Source organism: Amphritea atlantica (assembly GCF_018860855.1).
Classification (GTDB): domain Bacteria; phylum Pseudomonadota; class Gammaproteobacteria; order Pseudomonadales; family Balneatricaceae; genus Amphritea; species Amphritea atlantica_A.
Window position 1 is genome coordinate 304,140 of record NZ_JAHKQE010000030.1, and the last position, 17,320, is coordinate 321,459.

Genomic DNA, 17,320 nt, shown 5'->3' on the forward strand with positions numbered 1-17,320 from the left:
AAGCCAAGCGGTTTTGTTGTAGAACATGAATTGAAACCAACGACCCAGGTCGTTGTAGGAGAAAATATTGTGAGCCAAGCTAAAAAAATTGAAGTCACCGATGTGATTTTACGAGATGCGCACCAATCATTGATCGCCACCCGTATGCGCACTGAAGATATGCTGCCTATCTGTGAAAAACTGGATCAAGTCGGCTACTGGTCTCTGGAAGCCTGGGGCGGAGCAACCTTTGATGCCTGCGTCCGCTTCTTAAAAGAAGATCCTTGGGAGCGTTTGCGTCAACTGCGAGCAGCTTTACCGAATACTCGCTTACAGATGTTACTACGTGGCCAAAATCTATTGGGTTATCGCCATTATGCCGATGATGTGGTTGAAGCCTTTGTGGCTAAAGCGGCGCAAAACGGCATCGATGTGTTCCGTGTCTTTGATGCCCTGAATGATATCCGTAATCTAGAAACCGCGATGAAAGCGGTTAAAAAAGCGGGCAAACATGCTCAAGGGACTATCTGTTATACCACTAGCCCAGTGCACACCCCTGAACTCTTTGTAAAACAAGCCATTGCCATGCGTGATATGGGGGCAGACTCTATTGCGATTAAAGATATGGCCGGCCTGCTTACGCCTTACGCCACCTACGACCTAGTCAGTGCATTAAAAGCCGAATTAGATCTACCCATCGTGGTACACAGCCACTCAACCGCAGGCTTAGCACCGCTATGTCAGCTTAAAGCGATTGAAGCGGGTGCGGATCGCATCGATACAGCCATCTCCTCTTTTGCCAGCGGCACTAGCCACCCGGCAACAGAAACACAGGTGGCAGCACTTAAAGGTACCGACTACGACACAGGGCTGGATCTGCCGTTACTGGCAGAGATTGCCGACTATTTCCGCGAAGTACGTAAAAAGTATCATCAGTTTGAAAGTGAATTTACCCGCGAAGATGTCTCTGTGCAGATCAATCAGGTGCCTGGCGGTATGATGTCGAATCTCGCTAATCAACTAAAAGAGCAAAATGCGCTGGATAGAATTCGTGAAGTCTTTACCGAAATACCTCGAGTACGTGAAGATCTTGGCTACCCACCCTTGGTAACGCCAACCTCTCAGATTGTCGGCACTCAAGCGGTTTATAATGTATTGGCAGGCGAACGCTACAAAACGATCACTAACGAAGTTAAACGTTATCTTCAAGGTGGCTATGGTGCAGCGCCAGCAGCGGTCAATGCGGAACTGCAAAAGCGCGCCATCGGTAATGAAAGCGTTGATGTAGGTCGTCCCGCTGACCTCCTTAGCCCTGAGTTAAACAACCTGCGTGAAGAGATTGGTGAGCTGGCAAAATCAGAAGAGGATGTGCTGACTTTCGCCATGTTCCCCGATCTGGGGCGCGAATTTCTGCAACAGCGTGCTGATGGCACCCTCGAGCCGGAAGAGCTACTACCGCTTGATGCCGGTAATGGCTTGAAATTAGGCCAAGCGAGTGCATCTGAGTTTAAGATTGAGGTGCATGGCGAGGCCTATGATATTGCGGTAACCGGTGTAGGTGAGTTCGGTAGCGGCAAGCGTAAAATCTATATGTCGCTGGACGGGGTACCAGAAGAAGTTATCTTCCAGCCACAAAACGAATTTATTATCGAAGGCAGCAATACCCGTAAAAAAGCCAGTGAACCGGGCCATGTTACCACCGCTATGCCGGGTAATATCTTCGAGGTACTGGTCAGCGAAGGCGATGTTGTTGAAGCGGGCCAACCGATCTTGGTGGCGGAAGCGATGAAAATGGAGATGGAGATTCATGCCAACATCGCCGGTACGGTAAAAGCGATTTACGTTGCCAAGGGTGATCGTGTTATTCCTGGCGAAGTACTGGCTGAAATCGAGTAAGCTAACGTAACATTAACAAAGCCTGCATAAGTCAAGGTTATGGGTGTGTTGAACGCCCATAACCGGATACTGTAGCTCCTACTTAACACCCGATACAGAGAATAACGGCCGTGGAAAAAATAATAAAAGGCGTGCTTAATTTCCGCCAGAACGTTTATCCAGAACACAAAGATCTTTTTGGCACACTGGCCGATGGTCAGAACCCAGAAATTCTGTTCGCTACCTGTTCTGATTCACGCATCGATCCTAACCTTTTAACCGGCACCTCCCCGGGTGACCTGTTTATTTGCCGCAACGCGGGCAATATTATCCCACCCCACAGTAATGAGACCGGCGGCATGACCGCGTCAATTGAATACGCCGTGGCGGTATTGGGTGTGCGCCACATTATTATCTGTGGTCATACTGATTGTGGTGCCATTAGAGGCGCACTGGATATCAGCGCGCTGCGGGGCTTACCCCACGTTAAAGAGTGGCTAGGACATTGTCGCTCGGCGATGGAGATCGTTCGTGAACGCTATGATATCCCTCACGATCACGCGGTAGGTGTTGAACACCTTAATGAGGCTATTGAGGAAAACGTCTTACAGCAGGTGCAGCATATTCGTACTCACCCTGCCGTCGCGGCTAAGCTGGCGACCAATAAACTAGAGGTACATGGCTGGATTTACGACATTAAAAGCGGCACGATTCGCTGCTGTAAGCATAACGATTCGGTCTTTAAAGACTTTGATGAGCTCTATGCCGACCTGATCGAACAGTCTAGCCAAGAGTAATGCTCATTCGTTTGGCGAGATTACCTGTTATCGCTCATCACAGAACTGGTCATCACAACGTCTCGCTTCAATCAAAGAAAAGCCGCATATTCATTAGCGGCTTTTCTTTTTTAGCTGAGATGTCGCTTAAAGAAGGTCAGTGTTCTCTGCCAAGCCAGTTCGGCACTTTCTTCATCATAACGGCCAGTAGAGTCGTTATGAAATCCATGATTAACATAGGGGTAGATAAAGGCACTGTAATCAATATGCGCCGCTTTTAAAGCCACTTCATACTCTGGCCAATAACCATTTACCCGCTTGTCCAACCCTGCAAAATGTAGCTGCAATGGTGCCTTGATATTAGCCGCAGGCATTTGCGGTGGTGTGCCGTAATATGGCACCGCCGCATTAATCGTTTCAGGCAGCATAGCGGCTAGCTGATTCGTCAGATAACCACCAAAACAAAACCCAACCATGCCAAGTTTATCGGTCGTCAATTCATGAGTGGTCAGCATTTGCGCTGCCGCTGCAAAGTCCGCTTCTATTTTGCTGCGATCCAAGGTTTTCTGCATCGCCCGCCCCTCGTCATCATTACCTGGATAACCACCGAGGGAATATAGCGCATCAGGGGCAAAGGCGACATAACCGGCTTTCGCTAAACGCCGAGCAACATCTTCAATATAGGGATTTAAACCACGGTTCTCATGGGCCACCAAAACCGCCGGCGCCGGTTTTTCAGCACTGACACCCGTTGGCCCCACGAGATAACCACGACCTTTGCCATAGCCCTCTGGAGAGTCAAACTCGACATAGTTTGCCTTGATGTCGGCATCGTTAAATGACACCTGCTCCGCCAACGCATAATTGGGAATGAGCGCACCTGACACCGCGCTAAGGCTTAGCCCTACAACCCCCAATGTCGCTAGTCGTTTAAGAAAGGTGCGTCGATCGATATCACCATGAGCATATTCGTCATACCAATCGAAGGCCTCCTGAGGAATGGCAACGTCAGAAAACTGCTTACTGTCATTATTTGAGCGCATATAAACTCCTTATATTGATACCCAGCATAGGGCGATAAAACCAATATAGCCTATGTTGGGATTATCTTATGACAAACTTATGAACGAGAGCGGCATTGCTAGTACACATTTCTTTCAAAGCACAGTAAAGTTGCCTTCATTTTTGATCAATCTGAATCGGCAGGTTATGAATTACATAAAACTTCAGACAGCATTCTTCAAACTGCGCAACAACCGCGCTTTCGAGCTTTTTGTTGTCTCTATTATTCTCTTTTCAGCCCTGGTTATCGGCGCTAAAACCTATGATATCCCCGCAGATGTTCTCACTCTGATCGGCTGGATGGATACCGCTATCACGCTATTCTTCCTGCTTGAGGTTTCGGTTCGGTTTATTGGTGAGCCGGAGAAAAAACGATTTTTCCTAAATGGTTGGAATGTGTTTGATACGCTGATCGTCGTGATCAGCCTTATTCCCGTTGAAGACAGCGAAATGGCTTTGATTGGCCGTCTGATCCGTATCTTCAGAGTGCTACGGATGGTCTCTATTATTCCCGAATTACGCTTATTGCTGAACTCGCTGATTAAAGCGTTGCCGCAACTGGGCTATGTCATCCTGCTGATGTTTATTATTTTCTATATTTATGCCGCCGTAGGGGCCTCTTTCTTTGGCGAGATCAACGAGGTGCTTTGGGGGGATATTAGTATCGCCATGCTAACGCTGTTCCGGGTGATGACATTTGAAGACTGGACCGACGTAATGTATGAAACGATGGGCGTGTACCCCTTTAGCTGGATCTTCTATCTCAGCTTTATTTTCCTCACGACCTTTGCTTTCTTGAATATGGTGATCGGTATCGTTGTAAGTGTGATGGAGGGTGAACATGCCCAAGAAGCTCGGGAACAAGCACTGACCGATGGCACGCCCACCATTGAATCCCTGCACCTTGAAATACAAGAGCTGAAAGAGTTGATCAAAGCGAAGCTATAACAACGCCACTGCACGCTAAATGAACCATCGCGCCGATACAGTTCGCTAAATGCACTGTTTCGGCGCCTTCCATTCCACGTCTTTTGACTCCAGCTAATTAATTAACCCCTTCCACCTGAAATTCTCCTTTGAGTGTCGATTTTTTATCACTAAGGAGGATAATTAAAGGCTGTGTAATTAAGGTGCCTGACAATGCTTAAGCTGTTTCGGCCAGTGCTCTATGTCTGCGGGATATTGACATGGATTATGGCAGGATTGATGCTCATTCCCGCTGGATATGGGTTTATCTACAATGATCCAGAATTTATCCCCTTTCTTGCCTCTTCTGGGCTTAGTGTGCTGCTCGGCATTATCTTGGTTATTCTGTTTAAAGCGCCACGGTTTACCCTTACCTCTCGACAACTCTATTTGCTGACCAGTTGTAGCTGGATGTTAATGTCTTTTTTAGGGGCGTTGCCTTTAATGCTCTGCCACCACCCACTATCACTCACTGATGCCGTGTTTGAATCGGTCTCGGGTATTACCACGACCGGCTCCACCGTAATCAGCGGCTTACAGGACCTACCCAGAAGCTTGCTTTTATGGCGGTCCTTATTGCAATGGCTGGGTGGGCTTGGGGTTATCGGTATGGCGGTGACCATCTTGCCCTTTTTGCGGATTGGTGGGATGCGTTTGTTCCAGACAGAATCATCCGATTGGGCCGATAAATCGCTACCCCGTTTTCATGAACTAGCCAGAACATTGCTGCTCAGCTATCTACTGCTTACCCTGCTCTGTGCCAGTAGTTACTGGTTCGTGGGGATGACCGTGTTCGATGCGATCAATCACGCCTTCACTACCGTGTCTACCGGAGGCTATGCCACCAATGACCAATCCATGGGCCGGTTTGGTGCCTCGGTTCTCTGGGTGTCGGTGTTCTTTATGCTATTAGGTAGCCTGCCGTTTACGTTATTTATCCGTTTCCTGCTGCACCCTTCACTCAAAAGCCTCGCGGATCAGCAGGTAAAGGGTTTTTTAATGATCGTTGCCGTATTGGTGACCATTTTAACAAGCCAATTGATGCTGACTGGAGATATGCCTTTTTTCGCGGCATTGACCCATACGGCCTTTAATGTCACATCGGTGATTACCACGACGGGCTATGCTTCCTCGGACTACACCCTCTGGGGGCAGTTTAGTATCGCACTATTTTTTATTATCACCTTTATCGGCGGCTGTTCTGGTTCCACCGCCGGTGGTATGAAGATATTTCGTTTCCAGCTAGCCTTTCTATTTCTACAGGATCAGTTTCGCAAGCTGGTACACCCTCGAGGCGTCTTTGCCATCCATTACAATGGCAAGCTCGTGCATGATGATATTATTGTATCGGCGATCGCTTTTTCGTTTATCTTTTTTCTCACCCTCGCCGTTGCCACATTAATGCTCACAGCGATCGGCGTAGATTTTGTCACCAGCTTTACCGGCGCAGCCACCGCACTGACCAATGTGGGTCCAGGCTTAGGCGACATCATTGGTCCCTCAGGCAGCTTTGCGCCACTGCCGGATTTAGCTAAATGGATTCTGGCGTTTACGATGATTCTAGGGCGTTTAGAGTTACTTACCGTCGTGGTATTATTCTCTCCTATCTTCTGGAAAGGCTGAGCAGAAAATCCGGCTAAAAATAGCGAGCAAAAACCTTCGTATAGCGAAGCAATTAATACCTTAAATGCAGTAAACCCTCGTCAGACATGCAGAGGCAGTAGGTGGATTTAACTATACGGAATTCTTAAAAATCTCAGTTTTTTATTACCGATATAATTAATTAAATTTCATTTAAAAACAAACAGTTAAATATCACTTGTCATAAAATAGGTTAATATTTAATAGTTTTAGTTTATAGGGCTTTTCTCCGTTTTTTCCTGTATGCCTCCTGTCTTTTATTGCCCAGTATGAAGCCCTATATCAACCCTCGTCCTATAAGGTCTAAGAATCAAAATGGCGATGCTTTTGATACAAGTAAAGAGTATGAATAAAGAGTGAAAAAAGCCCTCGCCTGTCTGAAATTGATGGCTATGGTCAAAGACTATCTTGAACACTTCAATGGAACAGCTGCCTTCAAAAGCTGCCTTCAAACATTGGCTTAAAACCGCTATTAAAATCTCGATTAAAACACCTGACTGAACGCCAACTTGATACCTGCTTTAAAATTTAGAGCCCTCTTCGCTAAGCCTACAATCGCTGTGATTCATGTACATCTTGTTAACTCAGTTAAAGCTAAGCCTTAATCATAAAATAAAACATAATATGTATTTTGTACTAATAATACAAAATAGTTTGTCTTTACTCGAGCAGCCTTCGCCCTTAATATACTGTTTATATATACAGTCATTTGTGAATTGAAAAGGTCTGCTCGGGTTATGCATATTTCATTTTTAGGGCGCTATATGCGCTCGACTACATCAGCCATGCTGCCTCTATTTATGAATTCTGTGCCAGCAGGCTTTCCCTCACCCGCACAGGATTATATTGAACGCACTCTAGACCTAAATGACCTTTGCATTAAACACCCTGCCGCCACCTATTTTGTGCGTGCCGAGGGGGACTCTATGGAAGGGGTCGGCATCTTCTCCCGTGATGTGCTGGTGGTCGATCGTTCACTCAAAGCGGTCAATGGGGATATTGTCATCGCCTGTGTTAATGGCGAGTTTACGGTTAAAGAGCTATCTACCCGCCCGACCCTGCAGTTGTTGGCACATAATCCAACCTATGCGCCAATCGAATTTGGCCCAGATAGCACGCTGGAGCTATTTGGTGTCGTCACCACGGTGATTCATTCCGTGCGTCAACGGGGCTAATCGATGTTTGCGCTGGTGGACTGTAATAATTTTTATGCTAGCTGCGAGCGGCTGTTTCGGCCTGATTTAGCGGGCCGCCCTATCGTGGTGTTATCCAACAATGATGGCTGTATCGTCGCCCGCAGCGCCGAGGCTAAGCGCTTAGGCATCAAGATGGCGGTGCCGCTGTATCAGGTTAAGGAGCAGATCGACCGAGAAAATATCGCGGTGTTTTCATCTAACTATGCGTTGTATGGCGATATTTCCGCCCGAGTGATGACCGTGCTTGAACAGCAGGCACCGGCCATTGAGGTTTATTCCATCGATGAGGCCTTTCTGGATTTAAGCGGCCTCGACCCCCATTTTTCATTAGCCGAATATGGGCAGCAACTTAAGCAGCGGGTTTATCAGCATACCGGCATCCATGTGTCCGTGGGCATCGCTCCCACCAAAACTCTAGCCAAGCTGGCCAATCATGCCGCTAAGCAGTACGCCGCAACAGCGGGTGTGGTTGATCTGACCGATCCTTTACGACAGCGTCGATTGTTGGCCCTGATGCCGATACAGGAAGTTTGGGGAGTGGGTCGTCGACTTACTCGGCGATTAGAGGAACAGGGTATTCGCTCAGCACAGGCATTAGCAGACTGCGATCTGGCTTGGATTCGCAGCCATTATTCGATCACTTTAGAGCGCACGGTACGTGAACTGAATGGCCAGCCTTGCATGGCGTTAGAAGAGTGCCCACCACCTCGCCAGCAAATTCTCTGCAGTCGCTCATTTGCTCAGCGGATTACCGCTCTGCCATCGATGCGTTCAGCCATCGCCCAATACTGCTGCCGAGCGGCAGAAAAACTTCGCCAACAATCGGCATTGGCCCGCGTGGTGACAGTTTTTATTCGCACCAACCCCCATGCATCCCAAGAGGTTTTTTACAGTAATAGTGCCAGCCGTATGCTCCATGTTCCCAGTGATGATTCACGCCAGTTGAATGCCGTAGCACAGACGTTATTACAAGCACTCTGGAAACCTAATTGCCGCTATATGAAAGCGGGTATTATGCTGTCCGATCTATACTCGCCGGGTCACTTTCAACCATCACTATTTGAAGCGTCCGCATCACCCGCCGCGACGCGACTGATGCAAGCGGTAGACCAGATCAATCAGAGCGGCCGAGGTCAGGTACGCTTCGCTTCAGAGATGCTAACAACCGGCTGGCAGATGCAACGCAATCGCCTCTCACCAGCTTACACTACCCGATGGGATCAACTACCGATCGTAAAAGCCTAATAATAATTGTCGACAATATTGATTGGGATCTTATTGCTTATATAACAATTATTTAAATAACTATATTAATGCAAGTTGTAGTATTTTTAAGCATTAAATCGATGTTAAACACTGAATAAAAAGCCATGAGGATCGGCGACTGAATGGCAGATTTTAAAGCCATAGCACCCGTCTCTTTTGATCTATTAAGACCGAAAAACGAAACGATAGACTCTGATTATACGGGGAATCATAACGATAGATAGACACATAAAAAGGCATATAGAAAGGCACCTAAAACGGTGATTATTTAGTCTGATATGAGTTAGTATTGGCATCAAAGCCAGCCGTTAATCGAGTTGTTAAAGCCGCCTCTATCTAGGCCTTAAATTTGGCTTTTATGGATGTTTAGCCGAGCCCTTAAAACGAGTACCTGACCGCTATTGATTGCGTCAGGCGTAAGCTAACAACTGAGGTGATTTACAATAAAAAAAACGCCGAATAAACGGCGCTTAAAAGTCCAGAAAACGGTTTAAATTATAGCATTACTCTGGAAAGCTAATGACCGCATCACCCTCTTCCCAGCGAGGATATTTTTTCATGACCGATAAGAATAACGGTGATGTTAAATGATAATCCAGCCAGCGCTGTAGGTCGGGATAAGGCGCGCTATAAAACCAGTCACGATCCACATGAGCAAACTGACGGATAAAAGGAAAGATCGCGATATCGGCAAGACGGCAATGTTCACCGGTTAAAAACGCCGACTGCTGCAGCTGCCGCTCTAATCGTCCCAGCGTGACTTCACACTGCTGGCGATAATAGTCTTGAGAATGGCCAGGGTAACGCTCAAAGTATTTGTAGCGATCGAGATGCTGCTTAAAAACAGCATCGTTCTCTTGAATCAACCCTTCGTTCTGCCACAGTTGATCCGGGTCATCGGCACACAGCCAGTTATGTGGATCACTCTGGCGCAGCGCCCAGCGCATAATATCGCGGCTTTCGTCGATCACCCTACCCTCGGGCAGCACTAACACCGGCACAGTGGCCTTAGATGATGCCTGCAACATGGCCGCGGGTTTGTCTTTTAGCACCACCTCACGCAGTGTCACGGATTGGCCACTACCAGCAATCGCTAACCGGGCGCGTATCGCATAGGGGCAGCGGCGGAAGGAGTAAAGTATCGGTTGTTGAGTCGTCATCGCGCTAGTGTACCCCAGATTATAAAAACCGCCGCATTATACGTTAATTACATCAGTCTGATTACATCAGCCGCGTCAAGAAGGTGGTCGCCTTAGAGGTTTGAATACCATTGCCATTGAAGACAAACTCCACGGCAGCATTCTGTGCACCAAGGTGACTGCCGCAGATACGGAACGGCAACCAAACCGAATTACTCTCCCTCAGGTCGATCTCGGCTGGGCCATGCAACTGATACTGCTCATGTTGAGTCAGAGAGACTTTAACCAGCGTCTGCTCTTTCGCAAAACCTTCTACTTTTATCCGATAAAGATTGCACACGGTGTTCTGATCAAGCTGGGTCACCAGATTAGTTCGATCGCGACGGATCTCAACAAGCAGCCCTTTCGTCTCGGTAAAACCATAGGCGACCACGCCAAAGGCACAGAGCATTATCGCCGCATAACCAGCCAGTCGGGGGCGCAAAAAGGGTGACGACTTACCGATCAGTTGCTGTTCTGAGGCAAAACGAATCAATCCACGGGGCCGTTGCAGTTTATCCATCACCGTATCACAGGCATCGATACAGGCTGCGCAATCGATACAAGCCGCTTGCAAGCCATCACGGATATCAATACCGGTAGGACACACCTGCACACAGATACCACAATCGACACAGTCACCACTATTATCATTGCTAGTTCGATGATTGGCGCGTGGCTCTCCCCGTTGAGCATCATAACTAACGGTCAATGTGTCCCTATCAAACATAACACTCTGAAAGCGGGCATAAGGACAGGCATGCAGGCAGATTTTTTCCCGCACAAGGCCCGCATTGGCATAGGTTAAAGCCGCCATAATCGCCAACCAGCCGAACATGGATAGTGACATCTGCAACTGCAGGGCATCCGTGGCGATCTCTCGAATAGGCACGAAATAACCGGTAAAGGTCGCCGCTGTCAGCAACGACAACAGTATCCACAGCAGGTGCTTAGTGATTCGGCGCAATAGCCGCACACCTCTTAATGGCTGCCCTTCCGTTTTAGCTCGGTTGTTGGCCCGTCCTTCCGTCAGGGTTTCAATACGGATAAACAACCAGGTCCAGATGCTTTGTGGGCAGGCAAAACCGCACCAGATACGCCCCCATGCCACCGCCATAAAGAACAGCAGAGTCGCTCCCGCAATCATCACACCCGCCAATAAAGGTAGATCATGCCACGACAGCGCGCTGCCAAACAGGGTGATCTTGCGTTGCTCAAAGGAGAAAAACAGAATCGGCTGACCATCAATCTGAACCCAAACCAAGCCAAAAAACAGGGCGATCAATGGCCAGGTGGTTAAACGTCTCAGGTTTTGAAAACGCCCTTCGGTGAGGCGCACATGAAACTTGCCATCTTTAGCAAATGGAGTGACAGAGGCAGCGATAGGTACTTGCCGTAGAGGAATTTTTTGCATGCTGTTGATCTATTCAATTTTTGATGCACGTAGATTAGGGTTACAATAGCGATAGGAACAGGCATAAAAAAAAGATATATAATAGGTACAGTTAACGTCAGCAATAAGAGCCGCCATGTCATCAGATTATTTATATCAGCAACTCGAAAACTGGCTATCCGAAGGTATAAAGGCACAGCGCTGGCGTACCGGCGATCGGCTACCTTCCATTCGGGAGCTGTGTAAACAGCACGACTTATCGAAAGCGACGGTGCAACATGCCCTGCAGCGACTGGAAGCCCAAGGATTACTCGAAGCCCGCCCCAAAGCGGGTTATTTTGTCGCCCTACGCAGTCCTGTCGCCGAACCTATTAGCCGGTCACGTATTGACCCACCCCGTCCCGCAACAGTCAGTGAATTATTGTTGGATATCATGCGGCGCAGCGCCGCTTTTGATCTGCTGCCGGACCTGCACGGTGGTGAGCTCCCAGCCAGTATCGTCACCCTTAACCGTTCGATAGCACGGGCGTTACGCCGCCAGCAAGGTGAAGATTATCAATACTATGACGACCCCGAGGGTAATCTCGCGTTACGGCAACAACTGGCACTGCATGTAGCCCGTCGAGGCTGGCAGGTCGATACCGATCAGCTATGTATCACCTCCGGTTGTCAGCACGCTCTGTTTCTGGCACTCATGGCTAGCTGTAAGAGAGGCGATGTGGTGGCGGTTGAATCTCCGGGCTTCTATGGTGTGTTACAACTACTGGAACAGCTAGAACTGCAAGTGATAGAGGTGCCCGCCACCCTCGCCCAAGGGATGGATATGGATGCATTTGAGGAGGTCTTGGAACGCTGGCCGGTGAAAGCCTGCATTGTTTCACCGGCCTTCTCGACTCCCGGTGGCAGTTTAATGCCGGAGGCTTCCCAACACCGGCTGCTGGATTTGGCGGAAAGCTATGATCTCGCCATTATTGAAGATGATATTTATGCCGATACCGCCTTCGGTGTTGTCCCCGATCCACTCAAGGCGCTCGATCGCCATAATCGCGTCATGCTCTGCAGCTCGTTTTCGAAAAGCCTGTCTCGAGATCTACGCTTAGGTTGGATCGCCGGTGCCCGCTGGCATACACAGATCATCTGTTTAAAGCTGGTCACTCAGTTAGCCAGTAGCCGTTACCTACAGCAAGGGGTCGCGGAGTTTATGGCCGATGGCAGCTTTGCCACCCACCTGCGCCGTCAGCGCCATGAATTGCACGAACGGCGCGACCAGCTTATCGCTCAACTGCAGACTTGGCCCGGCGATATCCGCGTCAGCCTACCCCAAGGCGGCCTAGCGGTGTGGGTCGAACTGGCCGAGCATATCGATACCTTAAAGCTCTACCCTCAAGCATTACAGCAAGGCGTGGTGATAACCCCCGGCCCACTGTTTTCCGTCTCGGGTCAGTTTACTCATTGCCTACGTATCAGCTTTGCCCACCCCTGGGATGAGCGGCGCCTCAAAGCGCTTAAGCAGCTGGGTGAGATGTTAAGCTAATGACGCTGAACTTCACAGCGTCGTTCAGGTTCAAGGATAAGACCATACTCACAACAATGAATTTATTGTGTTAGCGCTTTGATTTACCGGCATCTGGGTATTATGATTGAGACAAATTGATGGCAAGGACGCAGCCCCTACAGACAGGATGATTCTGTAAAACACCTCTCTCAATGCTCGCTAACCTGCTGAAATATTATAAAAATGACTTTGATCTATCGGGTTTCCAGAATGACAGTAGCTGGAACGATATCCATAACTGGCTGTAAACTGTCAGGAGGGAATATAGTGAATTCAAAGAGATTTGTGATTGCTTACCAAGATGAACTCGATTCCGGCAAAAGCGGCTTTGTGATGTTTTTTACGGAGAAACCTCATGGTCAGGAAATGGGGCGGCGTTCTTCTGCTGTCCTACTGGTCAATAAGGTCGTAAATTCAGACAGGGAAAAGGAAATTAGAACAAAATTAAAGAAACTAGGTCTCAAGACAGGAAAATGGTTTACTCAGCAAGAAGCGGGGTATTCTGCTAGTAAAGTTAAGTCAAAGCTCGGTTTCTCACTTTTTGGTAAGCTTTTTGGCTAAAAACATTTAACAAGGCTACACATCGAAGCTATGATCTTCAAAAACCAGTTGTGCTCGACTGGTGTCCGATACGGAGAAGAAAGCGTTTCACGAGGAGACGCCTTGGACGCACATCATGCGTCGATTATCGTTTTAAATAGAGTTACAGCGCTTATTGAACAAAAAAAACCTAGTTTGCTCCGGGCCGAAGGCCCCTTCACTCGCCGCTTCGCAGGGCTACCGCGTTAATAATATTTATGAATACAAGAATTCCAATCCCGACAGACAACATTTACAAGTTTTACGCCACCTTTGGCTTGGCTATGATGGTGGTCAGCCTCACTTTAATGTTCATAAATAGCAAGACAGCAAACCAGATAATTTTCGATAGCGCTAAAGAATACTATGACTTTAAAAGTAGTGAAGATCCGCTAATAGACGAACGAAAAAACCTACTAGATCGACAAGTAAAGCTAGCGGTAGACGATCGAAAATATGGAAAAAGGCTACTGTCCGTTATTTTTTAAATCGGCTTTTATTCTTCATGCTTTGGGTTTTATCGTTGGTACACGAGAGTACAGCCCGTACACGATGAAATTCTCGAGCTGCAAAGAAAGAAGCTCGAGTAAGAGGTTCAGATGCTTAATAAATCACGGAAGGCGTGACGTGTGAGGTGCGCCGCTTTGTTCGGCGTTATAACTAAATAAGGATTCTACCTATGATCAGAAGTTTGAGAGCAGAGACAACTTCAATAGAGCTGAATAATAGATTTGGTACGGATTCTGTCAATGGTGAAAATACGGAAATAGAGCTGACTGGAAATAAAGCTATATTCCGCACCACGCTAAAACCATGTAACTCTAACCAAAAAGATGATGTAGATCGACTCTATCAAGAATCCGATTACGGACTTGAGTCGATTTATATCTTTGATGGTCAGGTAAGAGATAAGCTGGAGAAGTTTTTGAATGCTTATCCCCAAGTTGAAGGCGTATTGGTAGAACTTAAATATACAACCACAAAATTTTATACAGCAGAGTTTATTCCAATTGATAACGATGGAATCTTATTTAACCTGCAAGGCCCGTTATAACCGGATAGCTGAGGGCTTTAACCCTCCCCACACACGATTGAAGACCTTACGGATTTCTATCAAACAACTAGGAGTAGAGCCATGAGTAATTCAATGCTATATCAGGGCTATGCTGCTCGAATAGAATTCAGCTCAGAAGATGAGTGTTTTATCGGTCATATTGCCGGCATAAAAGACGTGATCGGCTTTCATGGTGAGACGGTTTCTGAGTTGAAAGCGGCATTTGAAGACGCCGTTACGGATTACCTCGAAACATGTCGTGCCGTCGGGAAAGCACCTCAGAAGCCTTATTCCGGTAAACTCATGCTACGTATGAGTCCGGAAATTCACGCTGCCGTCGCCACAGCCGCCGAGCTAAAAGGGCAAAGCATAAATCAGTGGGCATCAGATGCCTTAAATAGAGAAGCCAGTCTGTAGTGTCTGAGCCGAACTCCTGATTAATAAAACTGACAAACGACATATCACTCAAAGTAAAAAGGCCGATGTTCAACGCATCGGCCTTTTTCGTTTAATCATCCGTTATCACAACGCCGATCAGGCGAAATACTTCTCCCCTGCCTCTTGGCGGCGAATAAAACCGTCAGTGAGCTGATACAGCGGGCCTTGTGCTTGGTGCTGTTTGACGATGGCGGCAAACTGATCCAACCCAAGGGTATCGATATAACGCAGAGGCCCACCGCGGAAACGCGGGAAACCCAGTCCCAGAATCAAGCCCATATCCACCTCTGCCGGCGTTTCGACAATGCCATCTTCGAGGCAACGCATCGCTTCTGTACATAACGGGATCATCAGCCGATCGATGATCTCTTGATCGGTTACTTCTATCTTGTCGGTGACCTCTGCGGCGATCAATTCCATCACCGGGCCTGACGCCTCTTTATAGCGGCGACCACTGTCATCAACGCCATATTGATAGAAACCTTTACCATTTTTTTGCCCTAAGCAATCATCCGCCAGCAGCAGTTCCATGATCACGCTGCCGTTATGGCGCATACGCTCAGGGAAACCTTGTTGCATCACGGCATCGGCGTGCACCATGGTATCGATACCGATCACATCGGCCAGATAAGCAGGCCCCATAGGCCAGCCAAACTGCTCCATCACCTTATCGATACGGCGGAAATCAACGCCCTGCTTCAACAGACGGTTAAAACCATTGTAATAGGGAAACAGAATTCGGTTGACCAAAAAGCCAGGGCAGTCATTCACGACAATCGGCGTTTTGCCCATCGATGTGGCATAGGCAACCGTGGTCGCAATCGTTGCATCATTGGTTTTACTGCCACGAATCACTTCAACCAATGGCATCTGGTGTACCGGGTTGAAAAAGTGCATACCGCAGAACTGCTCGGGACGCTGAACACTTTCAGCCAGCAGATCAATGGAAATAGTCGAGGTATTCGATGCCAGCACCGCGTGATCGGGCACATGCTGCTCGACATCCGCCAACACCGCCGCTTTCACCTTAGGGTTTTCAACCACCGCTTCCACCACCAAATCGACACCGTTGAAACGCGTATACTCCAGCGTCGGCGTGATAGCGCCAAGTACCTTTGCTTTACCTGCCTCATCCAGGCGGCCCTTTTCTAATTGCTTATCGAGCAATTGGGTGGCGGTATTGATGCCTAGGGTTAACGCCTCTTCATTGATATCTTTCATGATAATCGGCGTGCCGGTGGAGGCTGATTGGTAGGCGACGCCTCCGCCCATAATACCGGCACCTAAGACCGCGCTCTGAGTCACGGGGCGGGCTTGTTTAACCCAAGTACTTGCCTGCTTTTTAAGCTGGGTCGTGTTGAGGAATAATCTTACCAGACTCTGGGTTGCATCACTTTTGGCGAGTGCAACAAAACAGCCGGTCTCAACCTTCAGAGCCGCCTCAAACGGCAGACTCACATGCTGGCTGATCGCATCAATAATCATCTCGGCGGCTGGGAATCCCGGACGCAGGTCACGACTAAACTGCTGTTTCAGCTGGGCAAGATCGAGTGCTTCAGTGCGCTCATTTACCTTACGGGCACTGTTACTGGTGTAACAGACGTCACCCCTGACTGCTTGCTGTAGCAGCGCCAACGCCGCGACTGGTAGCTCGTCTGCCGCGACCACTTGATCCACGGCACCCGCCGCGAGTGCTTTAGCCGCCGGTTGTGGACGTCCGCGAACGGCCCACTCCAGCGCATCGGTGGCACCGATCAAACGACTCAAACGTACCGTGCCGCCCCACCCTGGGCACAGGCCAAGATTAACCTCGGGGAAACCGATCTTGGCGTTATCCGCCATAATCCGAAAATCCGCCGACAGCGCCAATTCAAAACCACCGCCGAGCGCCAAACCATTAATGGCAGCTACCGTTGGATAGGGAAGGTTTTCCAGTTCACAGAACAGCTGATTAGTACGGCCAACCCACGTAGCTAGTTGCTCATTCGATAGGTTAAAGTTCTCAACGAACTCAGTGATATCGGCACCGACCACAAAAGCAGGTTTGGCGCTGCGTATTAGCAAACCGTTGATATCGGCTTTACGCAGAAGAGTCACCGCCTCGGCGAGTTCTACGAGAGTGTGTTGATTGAGTTTATTAACGGAAGAACCTTGCAGATCCAGTGTTAGCTCAACCAACCCCGCATCCAGTTTATTTAGGCACAACGCCTGACCTTGATACATTGTGAAACCTCGACTCTTTAAATGGCGACAGCGGTGATGCGCACGTCTGAGCATCCTTAACAGGAGACGAAAACCGGTCGCAGCAGTAAGACAACAGAAAAATAGAGGACCCGCCATTCGCATTGAATGGCGGGATGTA

General features: G+C 48.4%; 14 protein-coding genes. 10 read left to right on the forward strand and 4 right to left on the reverse strand.

All coding sequences use genetic code 11. The features are described from left to right. Window positions 1-69: 69 nt before the first annotated feature. Together oadA and KO512_RS14760 are read left to right on the forward strand one after the other, a co-directional pair. Window positions 70-1,875 carry a sodium-extruding oxaloacetate decarboxylase subunit alpha gene (gene oadA, locus KO512_RS14755; protein WP_215953105.1) on the forward strand — a complete coding sequence of 602 codons (1,806 nt, stop codon included), beginning with the start codon at window positions 70-72 and terminating at the stop codon, window positions 1,873-1,875. Between the two features lie 110 nt (window positions 1,876-1,985). Further along, on the forward strand, window positions 1,986-2,651 hold the full coding sequence (locus tag KO512_RS14760) for a carbonic anhydrase (protein ID WP_215953106.1): 666 nt from the start codon (window positions 1,986-1,988) through the stop codon (window positions 2,649-2,651). Between the two features lie 110 nt (window positions 2,652-2,761). Here the strand turns inward: KO512_RS14760 and KO512_RS14765 are convergent, their stop codons facing one another. Continuing rightward, window positions 2,762-3,673: a dienelactone hydrolase family protein gene (locus tag KO512_RS14765; protein WP_215953107.1), complete on the reverse strand. Its 912-nt coding sequence runs from the start codon at window positions 3,671-3,673 to the stop codon at window positions 2,762-2,764. 166 nt (window positions 3,674-3,839) lie between these two features. On the opposite strand from KO512_RS14765, the gene KO512_RS14770 reads away from it, so the two are divergent. The 4 genes from KO512_RS14770 (at window position 3,840) to umuC (ending at window position 8,740) form a co-directional block, all read left to right on the forward strand. Continuing rightward, window positions 3,840-4,640, forward strand: a complete 801-nt coding sequence (locus KO512_RS14770; protein ID WP_215953108.1) for an ion transporter — start codon at window positions 3,840-3,842, stop codon at window positions 4,638-4,640. A 192-nt stretch (window positions 4,641-4,832) separates the two neighbouring features. Further along, complete coding sequence (locus KO512_RS14775; protein WP_215953109.1) at window positions 4,833-6,281, forward strand: TrkH family potassium uptake protein; 1,449 nt, start codon at window positions 4,833-4,835, stop codon at window positions 6,279-6,281. 755 nt (window positions 6,282-7,036) lie between these two features. Then, a complete protein-coding gene (gene umuD / locus KO512_RS14780) occupies window positions 7,037-7,474 on the forward strand; it encodes a translesion error-prone DNA polymerase V autoproteolytic subunit (RefSeq protein ID WP_215953110.1) in 438 nt (145 codons plus the stop codon). A 3-nt stretch (window positions 7,475-7,477) separates the two neighbouring features. Next, window positions 7,478-8,740, forward strand: coding sequence for a translesion error-prone DNA polymerase V subunit UmuC (gene umuC, locus KO512_RS14785; RefSeq protein ID WP_215953111.1), 1,263 nt, complete (start codon window positions 7,478-7,480; stop codon window positions 8,738-8,740). A 524-nt stretch (window positions 8,741-9,264) separates the two neighbouring features. On the opposite strand, the gene KO512_RS14790 is transcribed toward umuC, so the two are convergent. Further along, complete coding sequence (locus tag KO512_RS14790; RefSeq protein WP_215953112.1) at window positions 9,265-9,921, reverse strand: glutathione S-transferase; 657 nt, start codon at window positions 9,919-9,921, stop codon at window positions 9,265-9,267. Window positions 9,922-9,982: 61 nt separating this feature from the next. Continuing rightward, complete coding sequence (ccoG, locus tag KO512_RS14795; protein ID WP_215953113.1) at window positions 9,983-11,353, reverse strand: cytochrome c oxidase accessory protein CcoG; 1,371 nt, start codon at window positions 11,351-11,353, stop codon at window positions 9,983-9,985. Between the two features lie 115 nt (window positions 11,354-11,468). Between ccoG and KO512_RS14800 the strand changes: the two genes are divergently transcribed. The 4 genes from KO512_RS14800 (at window position 11,469) to KO512_RS14815 (ending at window position 14,937) form a co-directional block, all read left to right on the forward strand. Further along, window positions 11,469-12,866 (forward strand): PLP-dependent aminotransferase family protein, encoded by a 1,398-nt coding sequence (locus KO512_RS14800; protein ID WP_215953114.1) that lies wholly within the window; start codon window positions 11,469-11,471, stop codon window positions 12,864-12,866. Between the two features lie 288 nt (window positions 12,867-13,154). Beyond that, on the forward strand, window positions 13,155-13,448 hold the full coding sequence (locus tag KO512_RS14805) for a hypothetical protein (RefSeq protein WP_215953115.1): 294 nt from the start codon (window positions 13,155-13,157) through the stop codon (window positions 13,446-13,448). A 697-nt stretch (window positions 13,449-14,145) separates the two neighbouring features. After that, a complete protein-coding gene (locus KO512_RS14810) occupies window positions 14,146-14,520 on the forward strand; it encodes a hypothetical protein (protein ID WP_215953116.1) in 375 nt (124 codons plus the stop codon). Between the two features lie 81 nt (window positions 14,521-14,601). Continuing rightward, the gene (locus tag KO512_RS14815) at window positions 14,602-14,937 is read left to right on the forward strand and encodes a type II toxin-antitoxin system HicB family antitoxin (protein WP_215953117.1); all 336 of its coding nucleotides are present in this window, start codon (window positions 14,602-14,604) and stop codon (window positions 14,935-14,937) included. 117 nt (window positions 14,938-15,054) lie between these two features. Here the strand turns inward: KO512_RS14815 and fadB are convergent, their stop codons facing one another. Next, entirely contained in the window at window positions 15,055-17,181 is a 2,127-nt protein-coding gene (fadB, locus tag KO512_RS14820) for a fatty acid oxidation complex subunit alpha FadB (RefSeq protein WP_215953118.1), read from the reverse strand. Window positions 17,182-17,320 lie beyond the last annotated feature (139 nt).

Excerpts from the sequence above, each read along its gene's own strand:
- KO512_RS14765 (WP_215953107.1), bottom strand. The coding sequence starts at position 3,673 with ATGCGCTCAAATAATGACAGTAAGCAGTTTTCTGACGTTGCCATTCCT.
- KO512_RS14770 (WP_215953108.1), top strand. The coding sequence starts at position 3,840 with ATGAATTACATAAAACTTCAGACAGCATTCTTCAAACTGCGCAACAAC.
- KO512_RS14775 (WP_215953109.1), top strand. The coding sequence starts at position 4,833 with ATGCTTAAGCTGTTTCGGCCAGTGCTCTATGTCTGCGGGATATTGACA.
- umuD (WP_215953110.1), top strand. The coding sequence starts at position 7,037 with ATGCATATTTCATTTTTAGGGCGCTATATGCGCTCGACTACATCAGCC.
- umuC (WP_215953111.1), top strand. The coding sequence starts at position 7,478 with ATGTTTGCGCTGGTGGACTGTAATAATTTTTATGCTAGCTGCGAGCGG.
- KO512_RS14790 (WP_215953112.1), bottom strand. The coding sequence starts at position 9,921 with ATGACGACTCAACAACCGATACTTTACTCCTTCCGCCGCTGCCCCTAT.
- ccoG (WP_215953113.1), bottom strand. The coding sequence starts at position 11,353 with ATGCAAAAAATTCCTCTACGGCAAGTACCTATCGCTGCCTCTGTCACT.
- KO512_RS14800 (WP_215953114.1), top strand. The coding sequence starts at position 11,469 with ATGTCATCAGATTATTTATATCAGCAACTCGAAAACTGGCTATCCGAA.
- KO512_RS14810 (WP_215953116.1), top strand. The coding sequence starts at position 14,146 with ATGATCAGAAGTTTGAGAGCAGAGACAACTTCAATAGAGCTGAATAAT.
- KO512_RS14815 (WP_215953117.1), top strand. The coding sequence starts at position 14,602 with ATGAGTAATTCAATGCTATATCAGGGCTATGCTGCTCGAATAGAATTC.
- fadB (WP_215953118.1), bottom strand. The coding sequence starts at position 17,181 with ATGTATCAAGGTCAGGCGTTGTGCCTAAATAAACTGGATGCGGGGTTG.